The sequence below is a fragment of the Bacteroides sp. OF03-11BH genome, assembly GCF_003604005.1.
Taxonomy (GTDB): Bacteria; Bacteroidota; Bacteroidia; order Bacteroidales; family Bacteroidaceae; genus Bacteroides; species Bacteroides ovatus.
This window is the reverse complement of record NZ_QTMW01000025.1, coordinates 23,325-49,711: the sequence shown is the minus strand read 5'-3', so window position 1 is coordinate 49,711 and position 26,387 is coordinate 23,325. Positions and strand designations below refer to the sequence as shown.

At 41.2% G+C, this 26,387-nt stretch carries 23 protein-coding genes and 1 tRNA gene; 15 read left to right on the top strand and 9 right to left on the bottom strand.

The window, feature by feature from the left end:
- The first annotated feature begins 357 nt into the window (after nt 1–357).
- Nucleotides 358–2,640: a GH92 family glycosyl hydrolase gene (locus DXA54_RS17745; protein WP_120080203.1), complete on the top strand. Its 2,283-nt coding sequence runs from the start codon at nt 358–360 to the stop codon at nt 2,638–2,640.
- Between the two features lie 215 nt (nt 2,641–2,855).
- Here DXA54_RS17745 and DXA54_RS17740 read toward each other — a convergent pair whose 3' ends face one another.
- Both DXA54_RS17740 and DXA54_RS17735 read right to left on the bottom strand, forming a co-directional pair.
- Complete coding sequence (locus DXA54_RS17740) at nt 2,856–4,613, bottom strand: ATP-binding protein (protein WP_008649769.1); 1,758 nt, start codon at nt 4,611–4,613, stop codon at nt 2,856–2,858.
- 29 nt (nt 4,614–4,642) lie between these two features.
- Nucleotides 4,643–5,116 (bottom strand): helix-turn-helix domain-containing protein, encoded by a 474-nt coding sequence (locus DXA54_RS17735; RefSeq protein WP_004296256.1) that lies wholly within the window; start codon nt 5,114–5,116, stop codon nt 4,643–4,645.
- A gap of 219 nt (nt 5,117–5,335) precedes the next feature.
- On the opposite strand from DXA54_RS17735, the gene DXA54_RS17730 reads away from it, so the two are divergent.
- A complete protein-coding gene (locus tag DXA54_RS17730; RefSeq protein WP_004296257.1) occupies nt 5,336–5,599 on the top strand; it encodes a hypothetical protein in 264 nt (87 codons plus the stop codon).
- Nucleotides 5,600–6,091: 492 nt separating this feature from the next.
- Here DXA54_RS17730 and pnp read toward each other — a convergent pair whose 3' ends face one another.
- Nucleotides 6,092–8,218: a polyribonucleotide nucleotidyltransferase gene (pnp, locus tag DXA54_RS17725; RefSeq protein WP_004323285.1), complete on the bottom strand. Its 2,127-nt coding sequence runs from the start codon at nt 8,216–8,218 to the stop codon at nt 6,092–6,094.
- 196 nt (nt 8,219–8,414) lie between these two features.
- On the opposite strand from pnp, the gene DXA54_RS17720 reads away from it, so the two are divergent.
- From DXA54_RS17720 to DXA54_RS17710, 3 genes are all read left to right on the top strand, one after another.
- On the top strand, nt 8,415–9,566 hold the full coding sequence (locus tag DXA54_RS17720; protein ID WP_120080201.1) for a TlpA disulfide reductase family protein: 1,152 nt from the start codon (nt 8,415–8,417) through the stop codon (nt 9,564–9,566).
- A 181-nt stretch (nt 9,567–9,747) separates the two neighbouring features.
- Nucleotides 9,748–10,212: a transcription elongation factor GreA gene (gene greA / locus DXA54_RS17715; protein ID WP_032844195.1), complete on the top strand. Its 465-nt coding sequence runs from the start codon at nt 9,748–9,750 to the stop codon at nt 10,210–10,212.
- Between the two features lie 51 nt (nt 10,213–10,263).
- The gene (locus DXA54_RS17710) at nt 10,264–10,656 is read left to right on the top strand and encodes an HIT family protein (protein ID WP_120080199.1); all 393 of its coding nucleotides are present in this window, start codon (nt 10,264–10,266) and stop codon (nt 10,654–10,656) included.
- Nucleotides 10,657–10,708: 52 nt separating this feature from the next.
- Here DXA54_RS17710 and DXA54_RS17705 read toward each other — a convergent pair whose 3' ends face one another.
- Nucleotides 10,709–11,608 carry a DMT family transporter gene (locus DXA54_RS17705; protein WP_117937105.1) on the bottom strand — a complete coding sequence of 300 codons (900 nt, stop codon included), beginning with the start codon at nt 11,606–11,608 and terminating at the stop codon, nt 10,709–10,711.
- Nucleotides 11,609–11,611: 3 nt separating this feature from the next.
- Entirely contained in the window at nt 11,612–12,862 is a 1,251-nt protein-coding gene (locus tag DXA54_RS17700; RefSeq protein WP_004323288.1) for an MFS transporter, read from the bottom strand.
- 92 nt (nt 12,863–12,954) lie between these two features.
- Here DXA54_RS17700 and DXA54_RS17695 point away from each other — a divergent pair, with 92 nt between their 5' ends.
- The 3 genes from DXA54_RS17695 to glsA all read left to right on the top strand — a co-directional run bounded on the left by DXA54_RS17695 (nt 12,955) and on the right by glsA (nt 16,044).
- Nucleotides 12,955–13,209 carry a hypothetical protein gene (locus DXA54_RS17695; protein WP_118032473.1) on the top strand — a complete coding sequence of 85 codons (255 nt, stop codon included), beginning with the start codon at nt 12,955–12,957 and terminating at the stop codon, nt 13,207–13,209.
- Between the two features lie 418 nt (nt 13,210–13,627).
- On the top strand, nt 13,628–15,070 hold the full coding sequence (locus DXA54_RS17690; RefSeq protein ID WP_004311934.1) for a glutamate decarboxylase: 1,443 nt from the start codon (nt 13,628–13,630) through the stop codon (nt 15,068–15,070).
- Between the two features lie 8 nt (nt 15,071–15,078).
- Nucleotides 15,079–16,044 (top strand): glutaminase A, encoded by a 966-nt coding sequence (glsA, locus tag DXA54_RS17685; RefSeq protein ID WP_008774599.1) that lies wholly within the window; start codon nt 15,079–15,081, stop codon nt 16,042–16,044.
- 410 nt (nt 16,045–16,454) lie between these two features.
- On the opposite strand, the gene DXA54_RS17680 is transcribed toward glsA, so the two are convergent.
- On the bottom strand, nt 16,455–17,237 hold the full coding sequence (locus DXA54_RS17680) for a potassium channel family protein (protein WP_008649760.1): 783 nt from the start codon (nt 17,235–17,237) through the stop codon (nt 16,455–16,457).
- 216 nt (nt 17,238–17,453) lie between these two features.
- On the opposite strand from DXA54_RS17680, the gene gadC reads away from it, so the two are divergent.
- Nucleotides 17,454–19,181 carry a putative glutamine/gamma-aminobutyrate antiporter GadC gene (gene gadC / locus DXA54_RS17675; protein ID WP_120080197.1) on the top strand — a complete coding sequence of 576 codons (1,728 nt, stop codon included), beginning with the start codon at nt 17,454–17,456 and terminating at the stop codon, nt 19,179–19,181.
- A 231-nt stretch (nt 19,182–19,412) separates the two neighbouring features.
- On the opposite strand, the gene DXA54_RS17670 is transcribed toward gadC, so the two are convergent.
- Nucleotides 19,413–20,681, bottom strand: coding sequence for a sensor histidine kinase (locus DXA54_RS17670; protein WP_008649757.1), 1,269 nt, complete (start codon nt 20,679–20,681; stop codon nt 19,413–19,415).
- A 199-nt stretch (nt 20,682–20,880) separates the two neighbouring features.
- On the opposite strand from DXA54_RS17670, the gene DXA54_RS17665 reads away from it, so the two are divergent.
- From DXA54_RS17665 to DXA54_RS17650, 4 genes are all read left to right on the top strand, one after another.
- Nucleotides 20,881–20,953 (top strand) — tRNA-Phe (locus DXA54_RS17665).
- Nucleotides 20,954–21,204: 251 nt separating this feature from the next.
- Entirely contained in the window at nt 21,205–22,446 is a 1,242-nt protein-coding gene (locus tag DXA54_RS17660; protein WP_005645871.1) for a site-specific integrase, read from the top strand.
- 55 nt (nt 22,447–22,501) lie between these two features.
- The gene (locus tag DXA54_RS17655) at nt 22,502–22,702 is read left to right on the top strand and encodes a hypothetical protein (protein WP_005645875.1); all 201 of its coding nucleotides are present in this window, start codon (nt 22,502–22,504) and stop codon (nt 22,700–22,702) included.
- Entirely contained in the window at nt 22,678–23,598 is a 921-nt protein-coding gene (locus tag DXA54_RS17650; RefSeq protein ID WP_005645877.1) for an SDH family Clp fold serine proteinase, read from the top strand. The genes DXA54_RS17655 and DXA54_RS17650 overlap by 25 nt, the downstream gene beginning before the upstream one ends.
- Nucleotides 23,599–23,728: 130 nt before the next feature.
- Here DXA54_RS17650 and DXA54_RS17645 read toward each other — a convergent pair whose 3' ends face one another.
- Both DXA54_RS17645 and DXA54_RS17640 read right to left on the bottom strand, forming a co-directional pair.
- Nucleotides 23,729–24,010 carry a helix-turn-helix domain-containing protein gene (locus DXA54_RS17645; RefSeq protein WP_005645879.1) on the bottom strand — a complete coding sequence of 94 codons (282 nt, stop codon included), beginning with the start codon at nt 24,008–24,010 and terminating at the stop codon, nt 23,729–23,731.
- Nucleotides 24,011–24,014: 4 nt separating this feature from the next.
- Nucleotides 24,015–24,302: a helix-turn-helix domain-containing protein gene (locus DXA54_RS17640; protein ID WP_005645881.1), complete on the bottom strand. Its 288-nt coding sequence runs from the start codon at nt 24,300–24,302 to the stop codon at nt 24,015–24,017.
- Nucleotides 24,303–24,639: 337 nt separating this feature from the next.
- On the opposite strand from DXA54_RS17640, the gene DXA54_RS17635 reads away from it, so the two are divergent.
- Both DXA54_RS17635 and DXA54_RS17630 read left to right on the top strand, forming a co-directional pair.
- Nucleotides 24,640–24,948: a helix-turn-helix domain-containing protein gene (locus DXA54_RS17635; protein ID WP_005645883.1), complete on the top strand. Its 309-nt coding sequence runs from the start codon at nt 24,640–24,642 to the stop codon at nt 24,946–24,948.
- Nucleotides 24,929–26,161 (top strand): VapE domain-containing protein, encoded by a 1,233-nt coding sequence (locus tag DXA54_RS17630; protein ID WP_005645885.1) that lies wholly within the window; start codon nt 24,929–24,931, stop codon nt 26,159–26,161. Before DXA54_RS17635 ends, DXA54_RS17630 begins: the two co-directional genes overlap by 20 nt.
- The last annotated feature ends 226 nt before the right edge of the window (nt 26,162–26,387 follow it).

Sequence of the window (26,387 nt, the reverse complement as noted above, 5' to 3'; positions counted from 1 at the left end):
TGTTTCTAATTGGAAACGGCTAACTGCACAGCATCATTCACAATGCCTGCTAATATAAAGTCTTGAACACATAAATGGTACGACAAAAAACAGTAATACAAATAATAACAGTAAGGTATATTTGTCTATTTCACATAGATAGTTGAATAACATAGTAAAAAAACACTTTTGCGATAGTTTCTTTAGCGGGGTTAATAAAAAAGCGCCTATTAGCCATCGCATTAACCACGATTTTAACCACGACCTTAACCACGAAGCTATACTTTTGTCATGTCTCAACTCGTTGGAACATTCAACATTGGCAACACATGAAAACGCTGTGATTACTTCGCAAGCTATAAACTCAAAAAGAAAATTATGAAGAAATGTTGGTTATTATTTTTAGTGCTTAGTTGCACGTTTCTTGCCCAGTCCAAAGACTGGACACAATACGTTAATCCGTTAATGGGAACACAATCATCTTTTGAATTATCAACAGGTAACACCTACCCCGCCATTGCCCGCCCTTGGGGAATGAATTTCTGGACCCCACAGACCGGAAAAATGGGAGACGGATGGCAATATGTCTATACAGCCAATAAAATCCGTGGATTCAAACAAACTCATCAGCCCAGCCCATGGATAAACGATTACGGACAGTTCTCCATTATGCCGATGGTGGGTAAACCTGAATTCGACGAAGAAAAGCGGGCTAGTTGGTTCGGACACAAAGGAGAAGAAGCAACTCCTTATTACTACAAGGTATATCTGGCCGAATATGATATTGTCACGGAGATGTCTCCGACCGAACGTGCTGTTCTCTTCCGGTTCACTTTCCCGGAAAACGCACATTCGTATATTGCAGTCGATGCATTTGACAAAGGTTCTTTTATTCAGATTATCCCAGAAGAAAACAAAATTATCGGTTATAGTACACGCAATAGCGGAGGAGTTCCCGAAAACTTCAAGAACTATTTTATTATTCAATTCGATAAGCCTTTCACCTATAAAGCCACTGTAAATAATGGAAATATTCAAGAAAATGCAACCGAACAGACAACTGACCATGCAGGAGCCATTATAGGTTTTAAAACTCAACGTGGAGAACGAGTACATGCACGCATCGCCTCTTCCTTTATCAGCTTCGAACAGGCTGCAAGAAATATGAAAGAATTAGGAAATGACAATCTAGAGCAGATAAAACAAAAGGGACAGAAAGCATGGAACCAAGTACTGGGAAAAATCGAAGTGGAAGGAGGAAACCTCGATCAATACCGCACTTTCTACTCCTGCTTATACCGTTCGTTACTTTTCCCCCGAAAATTCTACGAACTGGACGAAGCCGGAAAACCTGTTCATTACAGCCCTTATAACGGGCAAGTTCTACCGGGATATATGTTTACCGACACCGGATTTTGGGATACCTTCCGGTGTCTTTTCCCATTACTGAATCTGATGTATCCGTCGATGAATAAAGAAATGCAGGAAGGGCTCATCAATACCTACAAAGAAAGCGGATTCTTCCCCGGATGGGCCAGCCCCGGACACAGAGACTGCATGATAGGAAATAATTCGGCTTCCGTACTGGCAGATGCTTATTTAAAAGGTATTAAAGTAGAAGATGTGAAAACTTTGTACGAAGGGTTAATACACGGAACAAAGAACGTACATCCCACCGTATCTTCCACAGGAAGACGCGGATACGAATATTATAATAAGTTAGGCTATGTCCCTTATGACGTAAAAATCAATGAAAACACAGCCAGAACTTTGGAATATGCCTACAATGACTGGTGTATCTATCAATTAGCCAAAGAATTAAAGCGACCGGAAAAAGAAATACAGCTCTTTGCCAAACGGGCGATGAACTATAAGAATGTATTCGATAAAGACTCCAAGCTCATGCGAGGAAAAAATGAAGATGGAACATTCCAATCTCCATTCTCACCATTGAAATGGGGAGATGCATTTACCGAAGGAAACAGCTGGCACTACTCATGGTCTGTATTCCACGATCCACAAGGATTAATTGACTTAATGGGAGGAAAAGATATGTTTATCACTATGCTGGATTCTGTATTTTCCGTACCTCCTGTCTTTGATGAGAGTTATTACGGGCAGGTTATTCATGAGATTCGTGAAATGACAATCATGAATATGGGGAATTACGCGCATGGCAACCAACCAATCCAACACATGATCTACCTATACAACTATGCCGGTCAACCCTGGAAAGCGCAGTATTGGCTACGCCAGGTCATGGATAGAATGTACACACCGGGCCCTGACGGATATTGTGGAGATGAAGATAATGGGCAGACTTCGGCATGGTATGTTTTCTCCGCATTAGGTTTTTACCCCGTATGTCCGGGAACCGACGAATACGTCGTTGGAGCTCCTCTTTTTAAAAAAGCAACCTTACATCTTGAAAACGGTAACAGCCTCATCATCCGTGCAACCGATAACAACAAGAAGAATATGTATATTCAAACAATGAATCTGAACGGCACAGAATATAAAAAGAACTATCTACGCCATGAAGACTTATTAAAAGGAGGAAACATTAACTTCCAAATGGGAAGCCAGCCCAATTTAAACAGAGGAACGGAAGAGGAAAGCTTTCCTTACTCCTTCTCTAAAGTCCTAAAAAAGATTCGTTAAATTCATAAAAAACAAGAGACTGTTTAACTAAGTCTCATGTTGATAAGTTTGCCTCTATTATGGGAATCCATAGCAGAGGCAAATTTTATTCTTCAAGACTTATTAGGGATATTCATTAAAAGGAAAAAGTGATCTCCTTATTCATCAACGTTTCAAAAATCAGAAAAAGATAGAGGAGCCACACACCTTATAGCAACATGTATGCTACTTGTCTCTTAAGAAAGAGTTACCTCCTCCAATAAAGCAAGCTCCCAACTACGCCAAACAATAGTAATTAACTTCAACTCACCTTTCGCCCTGGCTTCTGCCACTAGTTCGTCTTCACTATAACGAAGCAACTGACCACGTGCCTCATCGGCAAGGATACGTATTTCTTTTTCCGAAGCACCGGCTTTTGCATATTTCACCTCAAGCAGATAGGTGAAAGGAGGCAGTACAGGAACCGACGGACTAGGTTTGAAGAAGAAATCTGCAAAACCCTTATTCAATTCGTATTCCGGATAGAGCTGATAATAACGATACATTCCTAAATAGGCAAGCAAGAAGCCTTTAATGTGCGCTTCACCTTCAATATATTCACGGATACGACTTTGCTCACGAACAGCATTGGCGATAAAATCGAACAAAGGTTTCCAGTCTCCCCTGAAAGCCATATTCTCAAATAAAGCACTCATCCTGTTCATGTCAATTTTAAAGATATCATGCTTGATGTAGCCTTGTATCAAGAAATTAAACAGTTGTTCTCTTACAACCAAATTCGGTACATGTAAAATGGGTCTTCCCACCATGTCCACACCTTTGATGGAAAGAAGTCCGAAATAGAATAATAAAGACTTGAAATTACTGGGGTCCGTCATCTCCAATGCAGAGAAATGAGTAACGATGTCAGTAGTGATTTCTCCTTGCTCGGCTATTTCCTTTATAACGGAAAAATTCTCTCCCAACCCGTGATCTAGCTTTATCAAGTATGCCAACTTGTTAAAGTCAGTGCGAATATTGGGATCTACGATTTCTTCAGGCTTTTCCCCATGCAAAACAAAAGACTTCATAAAATAAAGTACCATATCAGAATTAAACATACAGTCCACCAATCTACTTCTACTAAAGCAATAATTGTCATAATTAGGTTTCATCATGACAACAGTTTCATCTACAGATTGCATCAACACTCCTTGTTCTTTATAATAAGTCAGCATTTCACGCAATTCTTTCTCACTAAAACCAACTAAATCATTAAACCAAGGATCAGTCGTTATATTGGTTCCGATGTTAAAGCCACTAGTCACATCATCCATCGTCACCGGACTCACTCCGGTAATAAACAACCGTTCAAGAGCGGCTCCGGTTCCGGTAGTGGCAGATTTTATCACGTTAAAGAAGCCACGAATAAAACCTTCGCCATGCGTTGCTTTCCTATAAAATTCCGTACCGTAAGTCGAAAGAATGGTATTGGTGAAATTATCATATTCATCAATGAGTAAATAAATACGAATATTTTTCTTACGGGTAGCATAGGAATTAATCGCAGACAGAAAAGCACCGGGTTCTTCTTGTATTTTCTCATCAAGAACATCCCAAATTTCTTTTCCTAACAAATCTTCATACTTAAAGACAAAATCTTTAAGTTTGCTACAACAATGCAGCTTAAACGATAGTTCTACTTCATTGACATTGGAACTCACTTCCGAAAAATTAAATCGCATGATGAGAAACTGATTGTGGAGCTTCGTCGGATGCTGACCTATGTATAGCTGACCAAACAACTCGTCAAACTGTTCAGCATGATTTACGTCATAATAGGCCTCTAACATAGCCAAAGTCAGACTCTTCCCAAATCTACGGGGACGTATCAGAAACAGATAAGGCGGTTGCATCTCTATTTTTTCAATGAACATTGTCTTATCTACATAATAATAATTCTCTTTCTGAATTCGGCTAAAATCAGTTATTCCGTAAGGTATTTGTTTCATCATATTGCGATTCCTTTCAATTTATCTGTCCCTTATTTCTGCAGACTTTTTTCAATATTCTGCAAACGGCGTTCTAACGCAGCATACTTTTCATCCTTTTCTTTTAAAAGACGCTCGTAGAGTTCAGTGATTTTGTCGATAGGATTGAAGTTGTTAACTCGACTATCATTAATACTATCTTCGGTATCAGACTTAACTATACCCATGCTGATGTTTGCCCCACCTGCACTTTGTTCTGAATTATTCACCGTATTATTTTCAAACACCACCGTCTGTGCATCCTCCTCCAAAGTCTTGAGATAATCGAAAGGGACATTCAATGCACGTGCAAAACGTTGCAACATCTCATCATCAATCACTTTCATCTTCTCATATTTAGAAACAGCAGGTTGTGAGAGATGTACTAATTCACTCAAACCCTCCTGGTTCATATCCTTTTCAATACGGGTACGACGTATATTGCGTCCGTGATGGACTCTCCCAATTGTCAATTCTTCTGTTTCCATTTTTATTTTCTTTCTTTTTAAAATCCAACAAATATACAAATGAAAAGTTTCGCTCGAAGCAAATATACGAAAAAAACGAATAGATGTGATAATATGGATAAAAGGAATATTACAACCTGACAAATAGAATAAAATGAATACTTCAAACAGCGCATAATGTGTTAAATTATCACGAACTTTACCGCACGAAAGGGCAACAAAACAAAAGAGCTTACGGACATGAAAAGAATATTGACAAATAAAGAATACAGGTTCATAAAAGGGCTCAAAGAATTGATGATTAAATACAATGCGGTGATCTCTACAGATGCGCAAGGGAAAATTGAGATTGTGGTGAATGAAGACAACGAATCATTTGATTTTGAAGCAGAAAGCACGATCTATTTAGGAGCTTGTTTTTCAGATTATGAGTTAAATGAATTACTGGAAAAGAACTTCGCACACATAAAACGAATAAAAGAGGAGTATAAAACAAACTTGTAAACGGATCTATATAATCGAAAAATCATTAATCCTAATCTCTATATAAACACCCCACCGGTTTCTTTAAAACCAACGGCCTCTTCCTTTTAAAGGAAGGGGTCGTTCCTTTAAAAGGAACGAGGCTTTGGTTTTAAAGGAAGAAAAAACAGCCTTATTTGCAGGTATATTTGCCTGTATCATAAACTTTTTAAATAAAAAAGCTCTTTCAAAGAAATTTTTCTCATATCTTTGCGACGTGTTAAGTTAATAAATTGATTAAGGTCGATTTTTGACTGTTTCGAATCGGGAAGTATGGGGGTACTTTCCGATTCTTTTTTTGGGGAGGATATAACAAGGTGTCTTTCATCTTTTTAAAGGTTTTAATAAACTGAATAAATCTAATATATACTAACTCTATATATAAAACAGTTCAACCCCGGATGATACTAATAAAAAAAGAAGGCTGTTTCAAAATTGAAACAGCCTTCTTTATATATAGACGCTATCGCGTTCTTATTTCTTTTCTGGTCTTGGCATCAACACTTTTCTTGAAAGTTTGAATTTACCAGTTTTCTGGTCAACATCAATCAGTTTTACTTCGATTTCATCACCTTCCTTAATTCCAGCTTCTTCTACTGTTTCCAGACGCTTCCAATCAATTTCAGAGATGTGCAGCAAACCATCCTTGCCCGGCAAGAATTCGATGAATGCACCGTAAGGCATAATAGAACGAACTTTACCTTTATAAACTTCGCCCACTTCAGGAACAGCAACGATTGCTTTAATCATGCGCATTGCATTATCAATACATTTTTTGTTTGTTCCGGAAACTTCGATGCGTCCCATACCATCAATTTCTTCGATAGTAATCACAGCACCGGTTTCTTCCTGCATACCTTGGATGATTTTTCCACCAGGGCCGATTACAGCACCGATAAATTCTTTAGGAATTGTCATCGTTTCAATGCGTGGAGCATGTTCTTTCAGGTCAGCACGTGGTTCAGCGATTGTTTCAGTAATCTTACCCAGAATGTGCATACGTCCTTCTTTTGCCTGATTCAAAGCACGTTCCAGAATTTCGTAAGACAGACCGTCTACCTTGATATCCATCTGGGTAGCCGTAATACCATCTTTTGTTCCCGTTACTTTGAAGTCCATATCACCCAAGTGGTCTTCGTCACCCAGAATATCAGACAATACAGCATATTTTTCTTCGCCCGGATTCTTAATCAATCCCATAGCGATACCTGATACCGGTTTCTTGATCTTCACACCAGCATCCATCAATGCCAATGTTCCGGCACATACAGTAGCCATAGAAGAAGAGCCGTTAGATTCGAGAATATCTGAAACCACACGTACTACATACGGATAGTCAGCAGGAATCTGTCCTTTCAAAGCACGCCAAGCCAAGTGACCGTGACCGATTTCGCGACGACCTACACCACGTTGTGCTTTTGCTTCACCTGTAGAGAAAGGAGGGAAATTATAATGCAATAAGAAACGTTCTTTTCCGTGTTCCAAAACATCGTCAATGATCTTCTCATCCAGTTTGGTACCCAGAGTAACAGAAGTCAGTGATTGTGTTTCACCACGAGTAAAGATAGCAGATCCGTGAGGACCAGGCAGAGGACCAACCTCACACCAGATCGGGCGGATTTCAGTAGTCTTACGACCATCCAAACGCTTACCTTCGTCAAGGATAGAACGGCGCATGGCTTCTTTTTCTACATCGTGGTAGTAACGGTCGATCAACGCACCCTTTTCGTCCAACTCTTCTTCAGAGAATTGAGCTTTGAATTCTTCACGGATAGCTTCGAAAGCAGCAAAACGTTCGTGTTTGTTATTGTTTCCGGAAGCGGCAACAGCGTAAGCTTTTTCGTAGCATGCTTCACGAACAGCCTTGCGCAAATCTTCGTCGTTCACTTCATGGTTGTATTCACGTTTCACTGTTTTTCCAACCTCTTCAGTCAACTCCATCTGTGCTTTACAATGAACCTTGATAGCTTCATGAGCTACTTTCATTGCTTCCAGCAATTCAGCTTCGGATACTTCGTGCATTTCACCTTCTACCATCATGATGTTCTCATAAGTAGCGGCCACCATCAGATCCATATCAGCTTTTTCCAGTTGTTCAAAAGTAGGATTGATAACGAACTGACCGTCGATACGTGCTACACGTACTTCAGAAATCGGTCCGTTGAAAGGAATATCTGAAACGGCAAGTGCTGCAGAAGCGGCAAGTCCTGCCAATGCATCCGGCATATCCACACCATCAGCAGAAAAGAGGATGATGTTCACATATACCTCTGCGTGATAATTATCGGGGAATAAAGGACGGAGAGCACGGTCGACAAGACGGCAAGTGAGAATCTCATAATCAGAAGCTCTACCTTCTCGCTTGGTGAAACCACCGGGAAAACGGCCGAATGCCGCAAATTTTTCTTTGTACTCTACCTGTAAAGGCATAAAATCTGTTCCGGGAACTGCATCTTTAGCGGCACAAACAGTAGCTAACAACATGGTGTTTCCCATGCGGAGCATTACAGAACCGTCTGCCTGTTTTGCCAACTTTCCCGTCTCGAGCGTGATGGTTCTTCCATCAGGTAACTCGATTGTCTTAACAATTGGGTTAATCATAAAAATTGTTTTATCTATACTTTTTCTTTCAAAATTCCTGCAAAGATATACATTTATCGTGGTAATTAGGTGGAAATGAGGTAAAAAGTTAGTGGCGAACTGATTTTTTTTCAAAATTAGGATGAAGAACACAGCAAAATGCTTTGACTAATCTCGAAAAGAAGTATATTTGCATCTCGTTAATAACACACACTATATGAAAAAGGTTACTTTTGCAGCGCTCGCCGCACTTACTATTACTGCTTGTAGTTCCGGCCCTAAATTCCAGGTGAACGGGGATGTATCAGGAGCCGACGGTAAAATGCTTTATCTCGAAGCTTCCGGTCTGGAAGGTATTGTTCCGCTCGATTCAGTGAAGCTGAAAGGGGAAGGTACATTCAGTTTTAAGCAGCCTCGTCCCGAGTCACCCGAATTTTACCGTTTGCGGATTGACGACAAAATCATCAATTTTTCTGTAGATTCTATCGAAACAATTCAAATCAAAGCTCCGTATGTGGATTTCTCTACTACTTATACGGTGGAAGGTTCGGAAAACAGCAATAAGATAAAAGAACTGACGTTGAAGCAGATTCGCCTTCAAAAAGAGGTGGACAATTTACTGGCATCCCTGCGCAGCAACGGAATAGGGCATGATGTATTTGAAGACAGCCTGGCAACATTGCTCAACAACTATAAGGAAGATGTCAAAGTGAACTATATTTTTGCTGCTCCCAACACGGCTGCAGCTTACTTTGCCCTGTTCCAGAAGCTCAATAATTATCTGATATTCGATCCGTTGAACAATAAAGACGATGTGAAATGTTTCGCAGCTGTTGCTACGAGCCTCAACAATGCGTTTCCTCATGCGGTACGTTCCAAGAACCTTTATAATATTGTAATCAAAGGAATGAAGAACACGCGTCAGCCGCAAACAAAAGCTCTGGAAATTCCACAGGACAAAATCGTAGAAACCGGTATTATCGACATTGCCTTGCGTGATGTGAAAGGAAATGTGCGCAAGCTGACCGACCTGAAAGGCAAAGTCGTTTTGCTCGATTTCTCTGTATTCCAGTCGCCTGCCGGAGCTCCTCACAACCTGATGCTTCGCGAACTATATAATGAATACGCAAAACAAGGACTGGAAATATACCAAGTATCTCTCGACGCGGACGAACACTACTGGAAAACAGCGGCAGATAATCTTCCATGGGTCTGTGTGCGCGATAGAAACGGAGTTTACTCTACCAACGTAGCCGTATATAATGTTCGTCAGGTTCCATCTATCTTTTTGATTAATCGTAACAACGAATTGAAGCTTCGTGGCGAAGACATTAAGGATTTGGAAGCAGCTGTCAAGTCATTGCTCTAAGTTGTTATAATTTAGCATATTTCATTTAAATATGTTACATAGCATCTTTTTTCACTTGACACGTATCACTTAAAAGGCTATCTTTGCAAAGAAATAATGAAAAGAGGGTTCCAACATGGCTCATGTTGGAATTCTTTTTTGTTTATATGACCATTTAAAACAATTAAAGGAGGAAAACATCATGGCTTATATGTCAGAAGAAGGTTACAAGAAACTGATGGCGGAACTGAAGGAACTGGAAACTGTGGAACGCCCGAAGATCTCTGCGGCAATAGCCGAAGCCAGAGATAAAGGAGACTTGTCGGAAAATGCAGAATACGATGCCGCCAAAGAGGCGCAGGGTATGCTTGAAATGCGCATCAACAAATTGAAAGCTACCATTGCAGATGCCAAAATCATCGATGAATCTAAATTGAAAACAGATTCCGTACAGATTTTAAATAAGGTGGAACTGAAGAATGTAAAGAATGGCATGAAGATGATTTATACCATCGTTTCAGAAAGTGAAGCTAACCTGAAGGAAGGGAAGATTTCCGTTAATACCCCGATTGCACAAGGTCTGCTTGGCAAGAAGGTGGGTGATGTAGCAGAAATTACTGTTCCACAAGGTAAAATTGCACTGGAAGTAGTAAACATATCAATTTAACGTAAAGGCAGGTCTCCATGTGAGGCTTGCCTTAATTTATCAATAAAAGTTATGGCAACAATATTCAGTAGAATCATCGCAGGAGAAATCCCCTGCTACAAGGTGGCAGAAAACGAAAAGTTTTTTGCTTTTCTCGATATCAATCCATTGGTAAAGGGACATACATTGGTAGTGCCCAAACAGGAAGTAGACTATATTTTCGATTTGAGCGATGAAGACCTGGCTGCTATGCACGTGTTTGCAAAGCAAGTAGCCTGTGGCATTAAAAAAGCATTCCCTTGCCAAAAGGTAGGCGAAGCTGTTATCGGACTGGAAGTACCCCATGCACATATTCATTTAATTCCTATTCAAAAGGAATCGGATATGTTGTTTTCGAATCCGAAACTGAAATTGTCGGATGAAGAATTCAAGTCCATAGCGCAAGCAATCAACTCCTCTCTATAAAACATGATGATGAAATAATGAAAGGCATTCCGTGATGGAATGCCTTTTTTCTTTACTTTTCTTTACTTTCGGCCACTTCAACCAGGTAAACTCCAATACAGATAAAAATGATTGCAAATGTCTGCGTCCAGCTAAAACGGTCTTGTCCGAGAGCAAGGGAGGTAATAGTCGCCACAATCAGAATCAGATAACCGTAGATAGCGACGACCGTTGTCTTCAGATATTTCAAACCGACAGGCAGCAGCATATAACTGATAGTGGTCGGGAAAATCAATACGAACATCAGAATAAGGAAAGGCGTCCAATGGAACGGCATGGAGAATACCGGGGCATCAAATCCTGTAATAAACGTGACTATAATGGCAGACACGGCAGCACCGGAAAAGGTATATCGCAACATCGTTATCGCTCCAATGGCCGTGAGGATGCGCTGACTAAGAATCAGATAGACAGCATACACCACAGAACTTAGAAGACAAAGCATATTCCCCGTAAAAGCATCAGAGGCCAAATCATCGCTTTGCTGGGTTAGGATGCAAACCAACGCTCCTATCAGACCGATAGAAATTCCTATTATTTTTTTAGCGCCCGCCTTCTCCTTATAAAAGAATATCATGATAAGAAAAACCCAAATAGGCTGGAGACTGGTAAATATGGAACTGGAGACAGGAGTTGTTTTACTCAATCCGGCCAGATAGAGAAACATAAAACCGTAAAGTCCCAAAGCCCCCAACAGAAAGAGGAGCCATTTATCTCTGGTTGACGATTTCTCCGGAGGCATAAACCACCCGATCACCCAAAAAGCAGCTGCTGCAAATGTGCAACGAAGCGTGGCTCCTGTCAATGGACTCATCCACAAAGGCAGAAGATACTTTAAGGCATTCATATTTAAACCGCTAAATACTTTCGAGACAGCCATACTAAGATTGGCTTCCAGTTTCTTATTCTTCATTTTCTATTTTAATTGGTCGTTAAACAAAAAGGTATTACGGCGCCGATATGCCCAGAAAAGAGTAACAATAGTTATCAGAAGATTAAAGATAAAAGGAAACTCCTGTGATTGGGTATGGAATATCCACTGGAAAAAATCGACAATAAAGGGATAAAGCAAGATAGCCAGATAATTCATCATCATCACAAACGCCAAAGCCAATGTGGTCTTTTGCGGCAGTGCGGTCTGGGTGGTCTTATCATAAAGCATAGGTTGAATAATGCCATATCCCAAACCAACCAGGATACATCCGGGAATAATCAGCCATTCGATCGGAGCTATCCAGATTAATAACAATCCCAATGCCATCGACAGCAGGCTGTATGCTTTTGTACGTCCTTTCAGCAGGGCTACAATCTTGTCCAGGCAAAAACCCGGAGCAGTGATGGCCAGAAAGAAAAGCGAAATCATCAATCCGGAATTGCCACTGGAGAAGTGATGCTTTTCCATTAAGAAAGGTAGATTGAAGATCACCACTACCACGATATATGTTATCACGCCATAGAAGAGCATCAACTCTATCAGATGTTTGATGTGAATACCGTACTTGCTGCCTCCTATATCTATGGAAGTAGATTGTTCGGAGGATTCGTTGTCTTTTGTAGTATCTGCAGAAGAAGAAGGTGTAAAAGCGACTTCTCCCGTCCGGTCTTCTTTTAAATGTCCTACCAGCAGAATGGAAATCAATGGGAGGAGATAGACCAGGAAAGGCAGATGCCAGCTGACTTCTGCAAGATAGCCCGTTACGGCAGTTGCTATCACTAATGTGAAATTAGTAATAGCGGAGCTTAATCCGAACTGTTTCACCCGATAGGTTCCTACAAAGTATCTGGAAACCAACCCGGTAGATAAAGGGATAATCAGACCGGAACCGATACCGAGCAAAGCACTTACCACAATTAATTGCCACATTCGATTGGAAATCAGATACAAAATACCGCTCGCGGCAAAAAGCCAGAGTCCGACCTTTAATACACGGACATAATCGACTTTCTCTGTCAGTTTACCACCCAGCAATATAAAAGGAATAATGAGCAGTGATGGCAGCGAAGTCAACATCTGTATGTCCAGATCCGTAGCTTTCGGAAATATCTTCGTAAGATCACCCAATATAGGTGAAACAGCCAGTCCCGGCAATGAAGTCAATGCCGAAATAGACCAGATGGCAATTAAAGTAATAAGAGGAATTGTTCCCCGTCCCGTCTGTATCTTCATAATGCTTATTCGTTAAAAGTTTAGGTTTGAAGAAAACAATAGTTGCTTTATAAAGTTCAAATATGCACCGAAATGAGTTAAACGTTGCGCTAATGAATGGGTCCAGGGTGAGGGGTGGTGAGGGTAGATTTATAACTTTCGTATTTTTTTTTGAGGATAAAAAAGGAGATAGTATAGAAAATAATAAAATAAAAGGTTATAAATCTACCCTCACCACCCCTCACCCTGGACCCATATCTTATAATAAAAAGATAACGGGGAATCTTAAAAACTCAATCATCTTTTTCAGATTTACCACAACGTTTCCAGAATACTCCATTATTTTATTCAAAACTGTGCGGGAATGAACTAATCTTAGTTCTTCTAAAATTTAATTGGTAATATGCGATGATTTAATATTCATCATACATAAATTTATTCGTCTGACAGTTGTTGAACTTTCGTCTGACAGCTGTTATTCTTTCGTCTGACAACTGTCAGACGAAAAAGAAACAACTGCCAGACGAATAAAATTATGTATCATTAGCCATAAACCCATTAGGCATCAAAAATAAATCTGCACAAGCTCGAAATTAGTTCAAAACTAGTACGATCATAAGCTTTTCCGCTAAATCACAAAAACTCCGCTTCAATAAGGGCGTCCTCCTCCTTAATAAACGCCAAATAATGTAAAACCGGGAAACTTTCAAACCTATCTGCTGTTGTTGTGGGAAATTCGACGGGGAAAATCCCCATCGCCCTAAACCTTTAAAAAAACAAATTAGTATGGAAGATTTAAATTTCAGAAAAGGTGATGCAAAAACCGATGTATTTGGTTCAGACAGAATGTTACAACCCTCTCCGGTAGAGAAAATACCTGATGGACCTACTACTCCTGAAGTCGCCTATCAAATGGTGAAAGATGAAACATTTGCTCAAACTCAGCCCCGTTTGAATCTGGCTACTTTCGTTACCACTTATATGGACGAATATGCAACCAAGCTGATGAATGAGGCCATCAACATCAACTACATTGATGAAACAGAATATCCGCGTATCGCTGTGATGAACGGTAAATGTATCAACATCGTTGCCAACTTGTGGAACTCTCCTGAAAAAGATACCTGGAAAACAGGTGCTTTGGCTATCGGTTCTTCAGAAGCATGTATGTTGGGTGGTGTAGCCGCCTGGTTGCGTTGGCGTAAGAAAAGACAAGCACAAGGCAAACCATTTGATAAACCAAACTTTGTTATTTCTACAGGTTTCCAGGTTGTTTGGGAAAAGTTTGCACAGTTGTGGCAGATTGAAATGCGTGAAGTGCCTTTGACACTTGAAAAAACCACTCTTGACCCCGAAGAAGCTTTGAAAATGTGTGATGAAAACACCATCTGTATCGTACCGATTCAAGGTGTTACATGGACTGGACTGAATGATGATGTCGAAGCATTGGATAAAGCTCTGGATGCTTACAATGCCAAGACCGGTTATGACATTCCTATCCACGTAGATGCCGCCAGTGGTGGTTTCATCCTTCCGTTCCTGTATCCGGAAAAGAAATGGGACTTCCGTTTGAAATGGGTACTTTCTATCAGCGTATCCGGCCACAAGTTTGGTTTGGTATATCCGGGACTCGGATGGGTTTGTTGGAAAGGCAAAGAATATCTGCCCGAAGAAATGTCATTCAGCGTCAACTATCTGGGCGCCAACATTACACAGGTAGGTTTGAACTTCTCTCGTCCGGCCGCACAAATTCTGGGACAATATTATCAATTCATCCGCTTAGGATTCCAGGGTTACAAAGAAGTGCAGTACAACTCCCTGCAAATTGCCAAATATATCCATAGTGAAATAGCCAAGATGGTTCCGTTCGTTAACTACTCAGAAGATGTTGTGAACCCGCTATTCATCTGGTATCTGAAACCGGAATATGCAAAGAGCGCCAAATGGACTTTGTATGATTTGCAAGACAAACTATCTCAACATGGTTGGATGGTTCCTGCTTATACATTGCCTTCTAAACTGGAAGATTATGTAGTGATGCGTGTCGTTGTTCGTCAGGGATTCAGCCGTGACATGGCAGATATGCTTCTGGGCGACATCAACAATGCCATCGCCGAACTGGAAAAACTGGAATATCCAACTCCTACCCGTATGGCTCAAGAAAAGAATCTTCCGGTAGAAGCCAAGATGTTCAACCACGGTGGTCGTCGTAAAACCGTAAAAAAATAAAATGATCTATGGATAAAAAAGTAACACTCGCTCAATTGAAAGAAGTGGTACAGGAGGCATACGATCAGGTAAAGGCCAATACCGGCGGCAAGAATGCCGACTATATTCCTTATCTGGCAAATGTCAACAAGGATCTCTTTGGAATCAGTGTCTGCCTGCTCAACGGGCAGACCATCCATGTGGGAGATACTGACTATCGCTTCGGTATAGAATCCGTATCCAAAGTACATACGGCTATCCTGGCACTGCGTCAATACGGTGCTAAAGAGATTCTGGACAAGATTGGAGCCGACGCAACAGGCTTGCCCTTCAATTCAATCATCGCTATCTTGTTGGAGAACGATCATCCGTCTACCCCACTGGTAAATGCCGGAGCCATCTCCGCCTGTAGTATGGTACAACCTATCGGTGACTCTGCCAAGAAATGGGATGCCATCGTAGGAAATGTGACAGACCTATGCGGCAGTGCCCCGCAACTGATTGATGAATTGTACAAGTCGGAATCGGACACCAACTTCAACAACCGTTCTATCGCATGGCTATTGAAGAATTACAACCGGATTTATGATGACCCGGATCTGTCATTAGACCTTTACACCCGCCAGTGTTCATTGGGAGTTACCGCATTGCAGCTTTCCATCGCAGCCGGTACAATCGCCAACGGTGGTGTGAACCCTGTGACTAAAAAAGAAGTTTTTGATGCCGTCCTGGCTCCTAAAATCACTGCCATGATTGCCGCCGTAGGTTTCTACGAACATACCGGCGACTGGATGTACACTTCCGGTATTCCTGCAAAAACAGGTGTAGGTGGCGGTGTGATGGGCGTACTGCCCGGACAGTTCGGTATTGCCGCATTTGCTCCTCCTTTGGATGGTTCGGGCAACTCCGTGAAAGCGCAGTTAGCTATTCAATACATCATGAACAAGCTGGAATTGAATGTATTTAGCAACAACCATATCACCGTTGTTGACTAAAATTCTCTCAATCTCTTTTATAAGAAAGGTAAAGGTTACTATCTATTGATAGTAACCTTTTTCTATTCCCCTTACCCTCTTGATTTCCCGCCAATGTTTCAATACAAACGGCATCATTTTTCAAATGCTACAAATTGAACTTACCCCTGAACAACTCTAGTTATTAAAATGAGATAGCTGTTATTAACCCGGATAAGGTAAAGTTTGATTCATTCAATAACGGTTATAACAGCGTCGTGTCTTGTCTCTTCTCAACAAAGATAGAAAGTAATACCTCTTTTCCACCCCTTTTCCTTCGCCGCTTATAAAGAAAAGTAATTATAGTATTAAGAAAAGTAATTCATCTTTGGTTTTCAACACTTTACCGTCATCATCACTTCATCTGTTTTTTCATCTTATCCGCAAGCACATTATGATGTGCTTGCTTTCTGTACGGCTGCTTTTTCTGCCAATTCTTTTTTCTCGGAAGCCTTTTTCTCTAGTTCCTCCTCTTCGTAATATTGTTTTCTACGTTTGTTGGATTGCTGAATCAGATTTGTGATATAAACCGTAAAGATAGGGAACATCATCATACCCAGGGCAGCCAACAAAACGGAAAGTACACGTCCGGTCACCGTCTGCGCTATGATATTCGAACCGACGGTAGTGACATCCATAAAAGCCCACCACAAAGCATCTCCATAACCATTCACCAAGGGATTCACCCGATGCTCAAGCACAAAAAATGCCAGACTGGAAAAATAGACCGTTGCCAACAACATCGTCAGATAAGAGACAAACAAACTCGAAGCACGATTGTAGGTCAACCAGCCGACCACAATGGCAAGCGCATATCCTCCTCTCAATAAAGGTATGAAACGGAGAAGATAGGTGATCTCATCCGAAAATATCCACCCATAATAGGCGATAATATTCTGATAAGGAATCGCCACCAATAAAAAGATAAAATGCGTCCGCAAATAACGTCCCTTATGTTTTGCCAGAAAGAACTCCAATACAAAATCAAAAAGAAACCAAAGACAGATACATAGCTGTACTTTCATATACGAAGACTGTGTATAGAAAGGAATTCCCTTAAAAGTATCTACCGAGATACTAATAACCAGGAATAGGGACATTACTAATATAATAATGTGAAGAATACCATAGATTCCCTTTTTCCCGGAAATAAAATCTGAAAGCGCTGATTTCATAACTACTTAATTTATAATAAAATGATTCATTTATAATTTAGATTGCTTAAAAACAATTGGAGAAAGCGATTGTTTCGGAAGAAGTAAATCCGGGGTTACAATCTCCCATTTCGGGGATGTTAATTAACGAACTTTGAAAGAGATTGCGGAAACATCTCACGCAAAATGTTGTTATAACACTGACTTTAAAATATTTTTCACTTAAAACCTTAACTTATGGCGAATATTAAAAATGCAGTGAAGCTGGGTGTGTTTACCCTGGCTATCATGAATGTTACGGCAGTAGTATCCTTGCGTGGACTACCAGCCGAGGCCGTATATGGAATGAGTTCGGCCTTCTATTATCTTTTTGCAGCTATTGTCTTTCTAATCCCTACATCGCTCGTTGCAGCAGAGTTGGCGGCGATGTTTCAGGATAAGCAGGGTGGTGTGTTCCGGTGGGTAGGCGAAGCCTACGGCAAAAAACTGGGATTCCTCGCCATTTGGGTACAATGGATCGAAAGTACGATCTGGTATCCGACAGTGTTAACGTTTGGTGCCGTATCTATCGCTTTCATCGGAATGAATGACGTACATGACATGTCACTGGCAAACAATAAGTATTATACGCTCGTCGTAGTACTTATCATCTACTGGCTGGCTACTTTCATTTCCCTGAAAGGTATGAGCTGGGTAGGTAAGGTTGCTAAAATCGGTGGTATGGTCGGTACAATTATCCCGGCTGCCCTGTTGATTATCTTAGGAATCATTTATCTGGCAAGCGGCGGACATTCCAATATGGATTTCAACAGCAGCTTCTTCCCCGACTTTACCAACTTTGATAATGTTGTTCTTGCTGCCAGTATCTTCTTGTTTTATGCCGGTATGGAAATGGGTGGTATCCACGTAAAAGACGTAGAGAACCCTTCCAAAAACTATCCGAAAGCCGTATTCATCGGTGCACTTATCACAGTGTTGATCTTCGTTTTGGGTACTTTTGCATTAGGTGTGATTATCCCTGCAAAAGATATCAACCTGACTCAAAGTCTACTCGTCGGCTTCGACAACTATTTCAGATATATTCATGCTTCCTGGTTGTCACCAATCATTGCTGTCGCTCTTGCATTTGGTGTACTGGCAGGTGTATTAACATGGGTTGCCGGTCCGTCAAAAGGTATATTTGCCGTAGGTAAAGCGGGGTATATGCCTCCGTTCTTCCAGAAAACAAACAAACTGGGTGTACAGAAGAATATCCTGTTCGTACAAGGTATCGCTGTTACTGTATTAAGTCTGTTGTTCGTCGTTATGCCGTCCGTACAGAGCTTCTATCAGATTCTGTCACAGCTGACAGTTATTCTTTATCTGATTATGTACTTGTTGATGTTCTCCGGAGCTATCGCATTGCGTTATAAGATGAAGAAACTCAACCGTCCGTTCCGTATCGGTAAGTCAGGTAACGGTTTGATGTGGTTTGTTGGCGGTCTTGGTTTCTGCGGATCATTGCTTGCCTTTATCCTCAGCTTCATCCCGCCCAGCCAGATCTCTACAGGTAGCAACACCGTTTGGTTCTCCGTACTGATTATCGGTGCCATTATCGTTGTTATTGCTCCGTTTATTATCTATGCTTCCAAGAAACCGTCTTGGGTAGATCCAAACTCCAATTTCGAACCGTTCCACTGGGAAGTTCAGGCTCAACCTGCCACTGTCAATGTCAGTGCAAGTAACGCTAATGTTGCCCGTCCTACCGCAACTTCTGCACATACAGGAGGAGCAACCGGGGCAAGTACAGCTAAGCCTGGTGCAACCGTTTCTAATGCAGCAGCTCCTGATGCGGCATCCTCTGGTGCCACCGCTTCCGGTGCTACTCCATCAAGCAGCAGTTCTGCTACATCCGGCGGAAATTCTACTTCCGGCAAAGCATCTCCGGGAACCGGAGACAAAGATAAGGATGCACCTAAGTCGTAAAGACTAAGTGTTCATCCTGTTCACAAAAAAGTAAGAGGCTATTCAAACAGCTTTGAACTTATAAAATTACCCTCACTACAGTGAAGTGCTCCCCTTTAGTCGGTTATAAAACCTTTGGGATGCACTTCACGGTTGTAGTGAGGGTAATTTATTTTAGAGATTTTTGCAGGCCCTCTTATTTAGAAGTATGCCAATCATCATTTAATAGATACAATACCTAGCGATTGGAGATTACTTTATTGCCTGTGACTTTATTAGTTCCGGTTTTATCACCCGTGGCAACACAAAGCTGAAAGTAGATCCCCGGTTAATTTCCGAATCAAGTTCAAGATTTCCACCCAGATTTTGGATGATCGTTTGCGAAAGAGTCAGTCCAAGTCCTGTCCCCTGCATTTCACGATCAAGTTTTATGAAACGTGAGAATATTTTTTTCTGTTCCTCTTTCGGTATGCCAATGCCTGTATCGGACACAACAAAGCAAACCTCTTCCGTTCCTTTCAGGCTGCAACCCAAACGAATTTCACCCGATTCGGTGAATTTCATTGCATTATGTAACAGGTTAGACAATACCTGAATGATACGTTCCCGTTCCGAATACATCATTATAGGTTGTATGTGTGCCTCACAAACCAATTCCACCGACGAGTTATTCAATTTCGTCTTAAAAATTCCCTCCAACTCTCTTAGTAAATCATTGGCATCAAACTCCGTATAAACAAAATCTACTGTTCCCGATTCTATTTGAGAAAGATCGAAAATATCATTCACCAGGCGCAACAAGCGTTCATTATTCTCTGCAATAACATCAGCATACATTTTTCGTTCCTCTTCACTGGAAGCCGATACCATCAAACCGGAAAATCCGACAATTGCATTTAGCGGTGTACGTACCTCGTGACTCATATTAGCAATAAAGGCAGATTTCAATTTATCAGCAGAAATGGAATGTTCTCTTTCAATAGACAGCAGCCTTTGCGCATTTTTCAGCTCCGTCACATCATAAACAGTCAACACCATATAATCTTCACCATGAATATTCAAATAAGTACCCGATACCGATACATCGCAAGGAGTCACTTTCGTTTCATCCTCACTTAATAACTTCATGGAAGCTTCCAGATTTTTAAAACTTGCTTTCTTGTAAAAAGCTTTTCCGATAGACGCACGGATACAACATAGTTTGCATTGTTCATGCTGACCACATTCACCGGCTGCAATCGCATTTCTACAATGCAGCAAATCCCCGACTCTTTTGGTAACTCCACCTACCTGAATCGGAAAACGGTTTAAAGAATAATAATTGGTGTCACAAACCACAAAATCCTTGTCAATCAATAAGAAGTAAGCATTGATGTTCTGCAAAACCAGAGCCAACTTTTTAAGTTCATTCTCTTTGTTTTCCTTCGAATGCACCTCTTTCTGGAGTGAGTGGCACTTTGCCCACATATAGATGAAGGCAGCTAACAAAACTATTATAACAATAATCGCCAGTGATGACATAGTAATAGAGTGTTTATATTGTTTTGATCGTTTCAGTGCGTAAATTTATAAAATATGTCGCATAAATAGCTGTTTATCTACATATTTATTCTAACAAAAATGCATTTATATTTCCACGAGTCAGAAATTGGTAAAAATTTCCCTTTAAGTTATTGCGGTATTAAAAAATATACTTATCTTTGCACCCGCAAACGAGAAAGGTGCCATAGCTCAGTTGGTAGAGCAAAGGACTGAAAATCCTTGTGTCCCCGGTTCGATTCCTGGTGGCACCACTTTTTAAGAAGGCAAAACGATGTAAATCCCTGAATTTCAAAGAAGTTCGGGGATTTTCCTTTTCCAAGAATAGGCAAAATTAGTGGGATTGAAGCAAACCATACGTCCTTATTCAAGGGACTGTTTTTAAAAGCCCGAAATGTTCCACTGCGAGGTATTTACTTCATTCTTTTACAGCACGTTGCACTATTTTACATAACAGGGTTCTCGGTTCGATTTCCTAACTTTGTATCATTAAAAATTGAGCCGTATGGAAAGAAAAAGATTCAGCGTGTTGTTCTTCATCAAGCGTAGCAAACTGTTAAAAAACGGGGAAGCACCCGTGCGTGTGCGTGTCACTTATGACCGCCTATACGTGGAACTTCAACTAAAGCGGAGTGTAAAAGTCCCACTTTGGTCGCAGGAAAAAGAGAAGTCGACAGGCAAAGACCGAAACTCCGTAGAACTTAACCATTACATTGACGCCCTGCGTGTGAAATTCTATCAGATTTACCAAGACTTGGAACTGGAGGGAAAGATTATCTCCGCACGTGCCATAGTGAACCGCTATCAGGGAAAGGACGAAACTTTCAAGACATTGTATAATGTATTCAAGGAACATAATGACAACTGCCGGAAGCTAATCGGGACAGACTATGCCGACATCACCGTAAGACGTTACGACAATTGCCTTAAATACCTCATGGAACTGGTTAAACGGGATTACAAGGTAGATGATATGTTACTGCGTGAGGTAAACGGGGAACTGGTACGCAAATTCGATTTATACCTAAAGACGGAGAAGCATTGCGCACAGAATACCGTTATCCGGTACATGAAATGTTTTAAGAAAGTGATAAACCTTGCCATTGCCAACGAGTGGCTGACAAAGAACCCGTTTGCAGGAATCAAGTTTCACGAGGTGGAGGTAAACAAACAGTTCCTAAGCCAAGCCGAGATAAACCGGATATGGCAGAAAGAGTTCAGGATTGAACGGCTGGAACTGGTACGGGATGTTTTTATCTTCTGCGTATATACCGGGCTGGCATTCATAGACGTGTATAACTTACGCCCCGAACACGTTTCAGAGGACAGCAACGGCAACCTGTGGATAGTGAAACCCCGTGAAAAGACAAACAACCTCTGTAACATCCCGCTTTTGAGCATTCCCAAACAGATACTTGAAAAGTATAAGGATAACCCCTACTGCATGGATAAAGGAACTTTGTTGCCCGTTCCCTGCAATCAGAAGATGAACAGCTACCTGAAAGAGATTGCCGACCTTTGCGGTATTAAAAAGAACCTGACCACGCACACAGCCCGGCACAGTTTCGCTTCGGTTATTGCGCTGGCTAACAACGTGTCACTGCCGAACGTGGCTAAAATGCTGGGGCATTCATCCACCCGAATGACGCAGCACTACGCAAAGGTATTAGACCAAACGATACTAAGGGATATGCAATACGTAGAGAGAAAAATATCATTTTTCAGCAACTTTAATGCTGAATTGTAAACTTTTAAAAGGAAAAAGGCCTATATTTGCATTTAAAGTAATCGTTATAACAGCCATGAACAGAATCATAGAAAACTTAAAAGTAAATAATCCTGCGATATATCAAATATTGCAAGAGCAAGAAAAACAAAAATGGGAAATAACTAGTGGAACTCGTTATAAAACCGTCAGTGACACTGTTTCTGCAAATTCTTCAATTGAATATAACATTAAATCTAAACCGAATCAATTATGCCAACATGGAGTGAAATATTAACAGAATTAAAAGTCGAAAGTGCCCAAGGGAATTCTGCTCCTTTTGATTTTATTCGACGCAAATACCTTTCTGAACTATCTAAATATACAAACAGAAATATTATTTTGTACGCAACTGCTTTTACCCAAAAAGGTGGAGCTCCCGAATTACTTTCGGTAACAGAGGAAGATGTGCAAGGAATGATGGAAGTTTCATACGGACTTGAAAAAAAGCCTGTAGATTTAATTATACACAGTCCGGGAGGTTCTCCCGAAGCAGCAGAAGGTATTGTCGAATATTTGCATGCTCAATTTCCTGAAGTAAGAGTTATTATTCCCCAAATAGCAATGTCTGCTGCCACAATGATTGCATGTTCAGGAGCTAGTATTGTCATGGGAAAACATTCTAATATAGGTCCCGTAGACCCACAGTTGATTATTAATAGTCCTAACGGTCCCACAAGTAATCCAGCAAAAGCAATAATTGACCAATTCTATAAAGCATTACAAGAAGTAAACGAACCCAATAAACAAGCATGGGCTATATTACTTAATCAATATGGTCCTTCTGTCATTACACAATGTGAAAATTATATCAAAATGTCTGAAAACTTAATTAGAGATTGGCTTAATAGATTCATGTTCAAAACAGAAGCTCCAGATGTCAAAGCTCCTATTATAGAGAATATAGCATCTTTTTTGGCTAATCACGATAACTTTAAAAGTCATGGTCGCCATATATCCCGTGAAAAAGCAGAATCAAAAGGGTTAAAAATAGAATATCTTGAAAAAGACTCTCAATTACAAGATTTAGTTCTGTCTGTGTTTCATGCTACAACTCATACATTTTCATCAACACCTGCAATGAAAATTATAGAGAATCAAAATGGGAAAGCATTCATAAAAATTCAAAATTAACAAGATATTGAAAAGACTATCCGCATAAACATGAAGAAGCCAGCAACATAGTTTTCAAGAAACCATGATTGCTGGCTTTTAATTAATCAAACAATAAATACAGAAAACAAGATTTCACGTTTTCAAGATTTCATTTTCTGTAATACCTTTCCAGCAGGTCTAAAATCTCGCTTTCCCGGTAGATGATTTTTCCCGGAAGCTGCACATATCCCAGCAGTCCCGTGTCCCTGTAATCCTGCAACGTTCGTTTGCTGATGCAAAGCCGTCTGCACACTTCCTCGCCCGTCAAGTAGTGTTCACCGTTCAATACCGGGCGATAGTTCATTACCACGTACTCCACGTTTTCCAGCACCCTGTCAAGGGAGGAAAACAGTACCAGCGTGGTTTCGGAATCTTTCGTTATCAAATCCATACGCCTACTTTTTAGAATTGTCCCTTACTTGGCTAAGCAGAAATGTTTCCACGTCCGAAGCCTTATAGTAAATCTTATTGTTAATCTGCGAATAAGGCAGTTTCCCCGTGTCACGGTAGGTCTGCATCGTCCGGGCTGAAACATTCAGCAAACGGCAGGTCTCGCAGTTATCCAGCCATTTGTCACGCTTCCTGCGTAAAGGCACACAGAGCGCATCCACACGCCCCACAAAATTTTCAAACCTCTGTTTCCAAAATTCAAAAGTTTTCTTTTCAATCGTCACTATTTCCATAACCGATATATTTATTATTATCAATACTCCGTTTTTCTTCACTGGTGCAAATATATAAGACTGAATGACAGGTTGTTTCTTTCTGTCCGCAAATGACCTTGCGTGTCCAAAAATGTCCACCACTGCCCCAAACGAGCAGGAAAGAAACAATAAGAGAACAGAAATCCCGGTTTCCCCCACTTACTTATTAAGTAAGGTAATGAACACAAAGCCGTTTTCTATTTACCGACATTAATTTGGTGCAGAGCGCAGCAAAGCGATTCCAAACGGCTGACGCTTTGTTTTTTACCGATTTTTCTTATTTTATTTGTGGTGCTAATTCAAAAAACAAGCACCTATGAATAATCCTTTCGAAGAAATTTTCAAACGGCTGGAGAACATCGAAAAGATGATTGCCCCGGTCATGGGCGCACAGCCCGAAGAACGGCAGGACGGAAAAGAGCCTGTGTTAGTCAAAATATCCGTTGCCAGCGGCATAACCGGGTATTCGGTCAATTACCTGTATCATTTAGCCAGCAAGGGACTGATACCCTGCGTCAAGCGTGGGCGTACCCTGCGTTTCGACATGGAGGAACTCAAAAAGTGGATGCAGCAGCAGTATGTCCCGGCTTCTAACAGACTTCCCGATGAAAAAGAAAAGAGGTGATGAAACACGGCATATCGAGGGCTGGCAGTCGAAGAACGAGCGCATCGAAAGCCTGTTGAACGTCCTGTACGATTTCCGGTTCAACACCGTAAAGAGCCGGACGGAATACCGGGCTGCGGGTTCTTCGGACTTGTACCAGCCCGTTACAAAATTCGCCCTGAACACTTTCAGGCGCAGGCTGGACGCAACGGCTGACATAGCCACCTCAACCGACAACATACGCATGATACTGGAAAGCGACTTCGCAAGAAAGGCTCACCCCATACAGGAGTATTTCAACGCCCTGCCCTTACTTAATCCTGCCGAACACGGGCATATCGGCAGGCTTCTGAACACGGTACAGGTAGCCAACCCCGGCAAATGGGAGGAATATTTCACGAAATGGCTTATCGGTGTGGTAGCCAACGCGATGAACGACACGGGGTGTCAGAACCATACTTGTTTGGTACTGACCGGGGACAGGCAGGGACAATTCAAATCGTGGTGGCTGGACAACCTTTGCCCGACACCGCTTAAGAACTACCTGTTCACCGGGAAGATAGACCCGCAGGGCAAAGATATCCTGACACTGATAGCCGAATACCTATTCATCAACATTGACGACCAGCTAAAGGAACTCAACAAGCAGAACGAGAACGCATTGAAGAATCTTATCACCACTCCGGCGGTGAAGTACCGCAGACCGTATGATATTTACATCGAGGAATACCCGCACCTCGCCAGCTTCATGGCTTCGGTGAACGGCAACGAGTTCCTGACCGACCCGACAGGCAGCAGGCGTTTTTTGCCGTTCGAGGTGCTGCACATAGACAAGCCCACGGCAGAAAGCATCCGCATGGATAACGTCTATTCCGAAATCATGTACTTGTACCGTCAGGGCGTGCGCTACTGGTTCAATGATGCGGAGATTGAAGAACTGCACCTGACAAATGCGGAATTTGAGGTACAGACAATCGAGTTTGAGATGCTGACACAATACTTTGAGAAGCCGACAGAGGAGGAAGAAGCCCTGTTCTTCATGACAACGGCACAGGTACTCGCATACCTGCGTAATATATCCCCCGTCCAGCTATCCGAAAAAAGGCTGGGCGAATCATTGCGGAAAATCGGTTTCAAGCGGGTACAGAAGCGCATCAACAACAACCATTATCCGGTATATGGGTACAGGATAAAGCCCGTTCCGGCTTCCCGTACAGGGGATGATTACGGGTAGAACCGGAATGTAGTAGCTTCTACATATTGTCTGATATACACATAATGATTTAATAAACAACAGTTTACCAATTATGTAGTATGAAGTAAGATAGAATCCCAAACTTTTGGAAAATCCGGGAAAAAGAAAAAACGGCAATATAATATATAGAATATATTTATTCCTTTTTTAAAGGATAAATAATTACTATGTTACTACATGTACTACAATCCGTTGAAAAAGAAAA

Bases quoted from the DNA above. Each gene is read 5' to 3' on its own strand.
- DXA54_RS17645 (WP_005645879.1), bottom strand. From the start codon at position 24,010: ATGGATTTGATAACGAAAGATTCCGAAACCACGCTGGTACTGTTTTCC.
- DXA54_RS17670 (WP_008649757.1), bottom strand. From the start codon at position 20,681: ATGTCATCACTGGCGATTATTGTTATAATAGTTTTGTTAGCTGCCTTC.
- DXA54_RS17680 (WP_008649760.1), bottom strand. From the start codon at position 17,237: ATGAAATCAGCGCTTTCAGATTTTATTTCCGGGAAAAAGGGAATCTAT.
- DXA54_RS17730 (WP_004296257.1), top strand. From the start codon at position 5,336: ATGAAAAGAATATTGACAAATAAAGAATACAGGTTCATAAAAGGGCTC.
- pnp (WP_004323285.1), bottom strand. From the start codon at position 8,218: ATGATTAACCCAATTGTTAAGACAATCGAGTTACCTGATGGAAGAACC.
- DXA54_RS17705 (WP_117937105.1), bottom strand. From the start codon at position 11,608: ATGAAGAATAAGAAACTGGAAGCCAATCTTAGTATGGCTGTCTCGAAA.
- DXA54_RS17700 (WP_004323288.1), bottom strand. From the start codon at position 12,862: ATGAAGATACAGACGGGACGGGGAACAATTCCTCTTATTACTTTAATT.
- DXA54_RS17745 (WP_120080203.1), top strand. From the start codon at position 358: ATGAAGAAATGTTGGTTATTATTTTTAGTGCTTAGTTGCACGTTTCTT.
- DXA54_RS17690 (WP_004311934.1), top strand. From the start codon at position 13,628: ATGGAAGATTTAAATTTCAGAAAAGGTGATGCAAAAACCGATGTATTT.
- DXA54_RS17740 (WP_008649769.1), bottom strand. From the start codon at position 4,613: ATGATGAAACAAATACCTTACGGAATAACTGATTTTAGCCGAATTCAG.
- DXA54_RS17635 (WP_005645883.1), top strand. From the start codon at position 24,640: ATGAATAATCCTTTCGAAGAAATTTTCAAACGGCTGGAGAACATCGAA.
- DXA54_RS17710 (WP_120080199.1), top strand. From the start codon at position 10,264: ATGGCAACAATATTCAGTAGAATCATCGCAGGAGAAATCCCCTGCTAC.
- DXA54_RS17695 (WP_118032473.1), top strand. From the start codon at position 12,955: ATGAATGGGTCCAGGGTGAGGGGTGGTGAGGGTAGATTTATAACTTTC.
- DXA54_RS17630 (WP_005645885.1), top strand. From the start codon at position 24,929: ATGAAAAAGAAAAGAGGTGATGAAACACGGCATATCGAGGGCTGGCAG.
- glsA (WP_008774599.1), top strand. From the start codon at position 15,079: ATGGATAAAAAAGTAACACTCGCTCAATTGAAAGAAGTGGTACAGGAG.
- gadC (WP_120080197.1), top strand. From the start codon at position 17,454: ATGGCGAATATTAAAAATGCAGTGAAGCTGGGTGTGTTTACCCTGGCT.
- DXA54_RS17655 (WP_005645875.1), top strand. From the start codon at position 22,502: ATGAACAGAATCATAGAAAACTTAAAAGTAAATAATCCTGCGATATAT.
- greA (WP_032844195.1), top strand. From the start codon at position 9,748: ATGGCTTATATGTCAGAAGAAGGTTACAAGAAACTGATGGCGGAACTG.
- DXA54_RS17720 (WP_120080201.1), top strand. From the start codon at position 8,415: ATGAAAAAGGTTACTTTTGCAGCGCTCGCCGCACTTACTATTACTGCT.
- DXA54_RS17650 (WP_005645877.1), top strand. From the start codon at position 22,678: ATGCCAACATGGAGTGAAATATTAACAGAATTAAAAGTCGAAAGTGCC.
- DXA54_RS17640 (WP_005645881.1), bottom strand. From the start codon at position 24,302: ATGGAAATAGTGACGATTGAAAAGAAAACTTTTGAATTTTGGAAACAG.
- DXA54_RS17660 (WP_005645871.1), top strand. From the start codon at position 21,205: ATGGAAAGAAAAAGATTCAGCGTGTTGTTCTTCATCAAGCGTAGCAAA.
- DXA54_RS17735 (WP_004296256.1), bottom strand. From the start codon at position 5,116: ATGGAAACAGAAGAATTGACAATTGGGAGAGTCCATCACGGACGCAAT.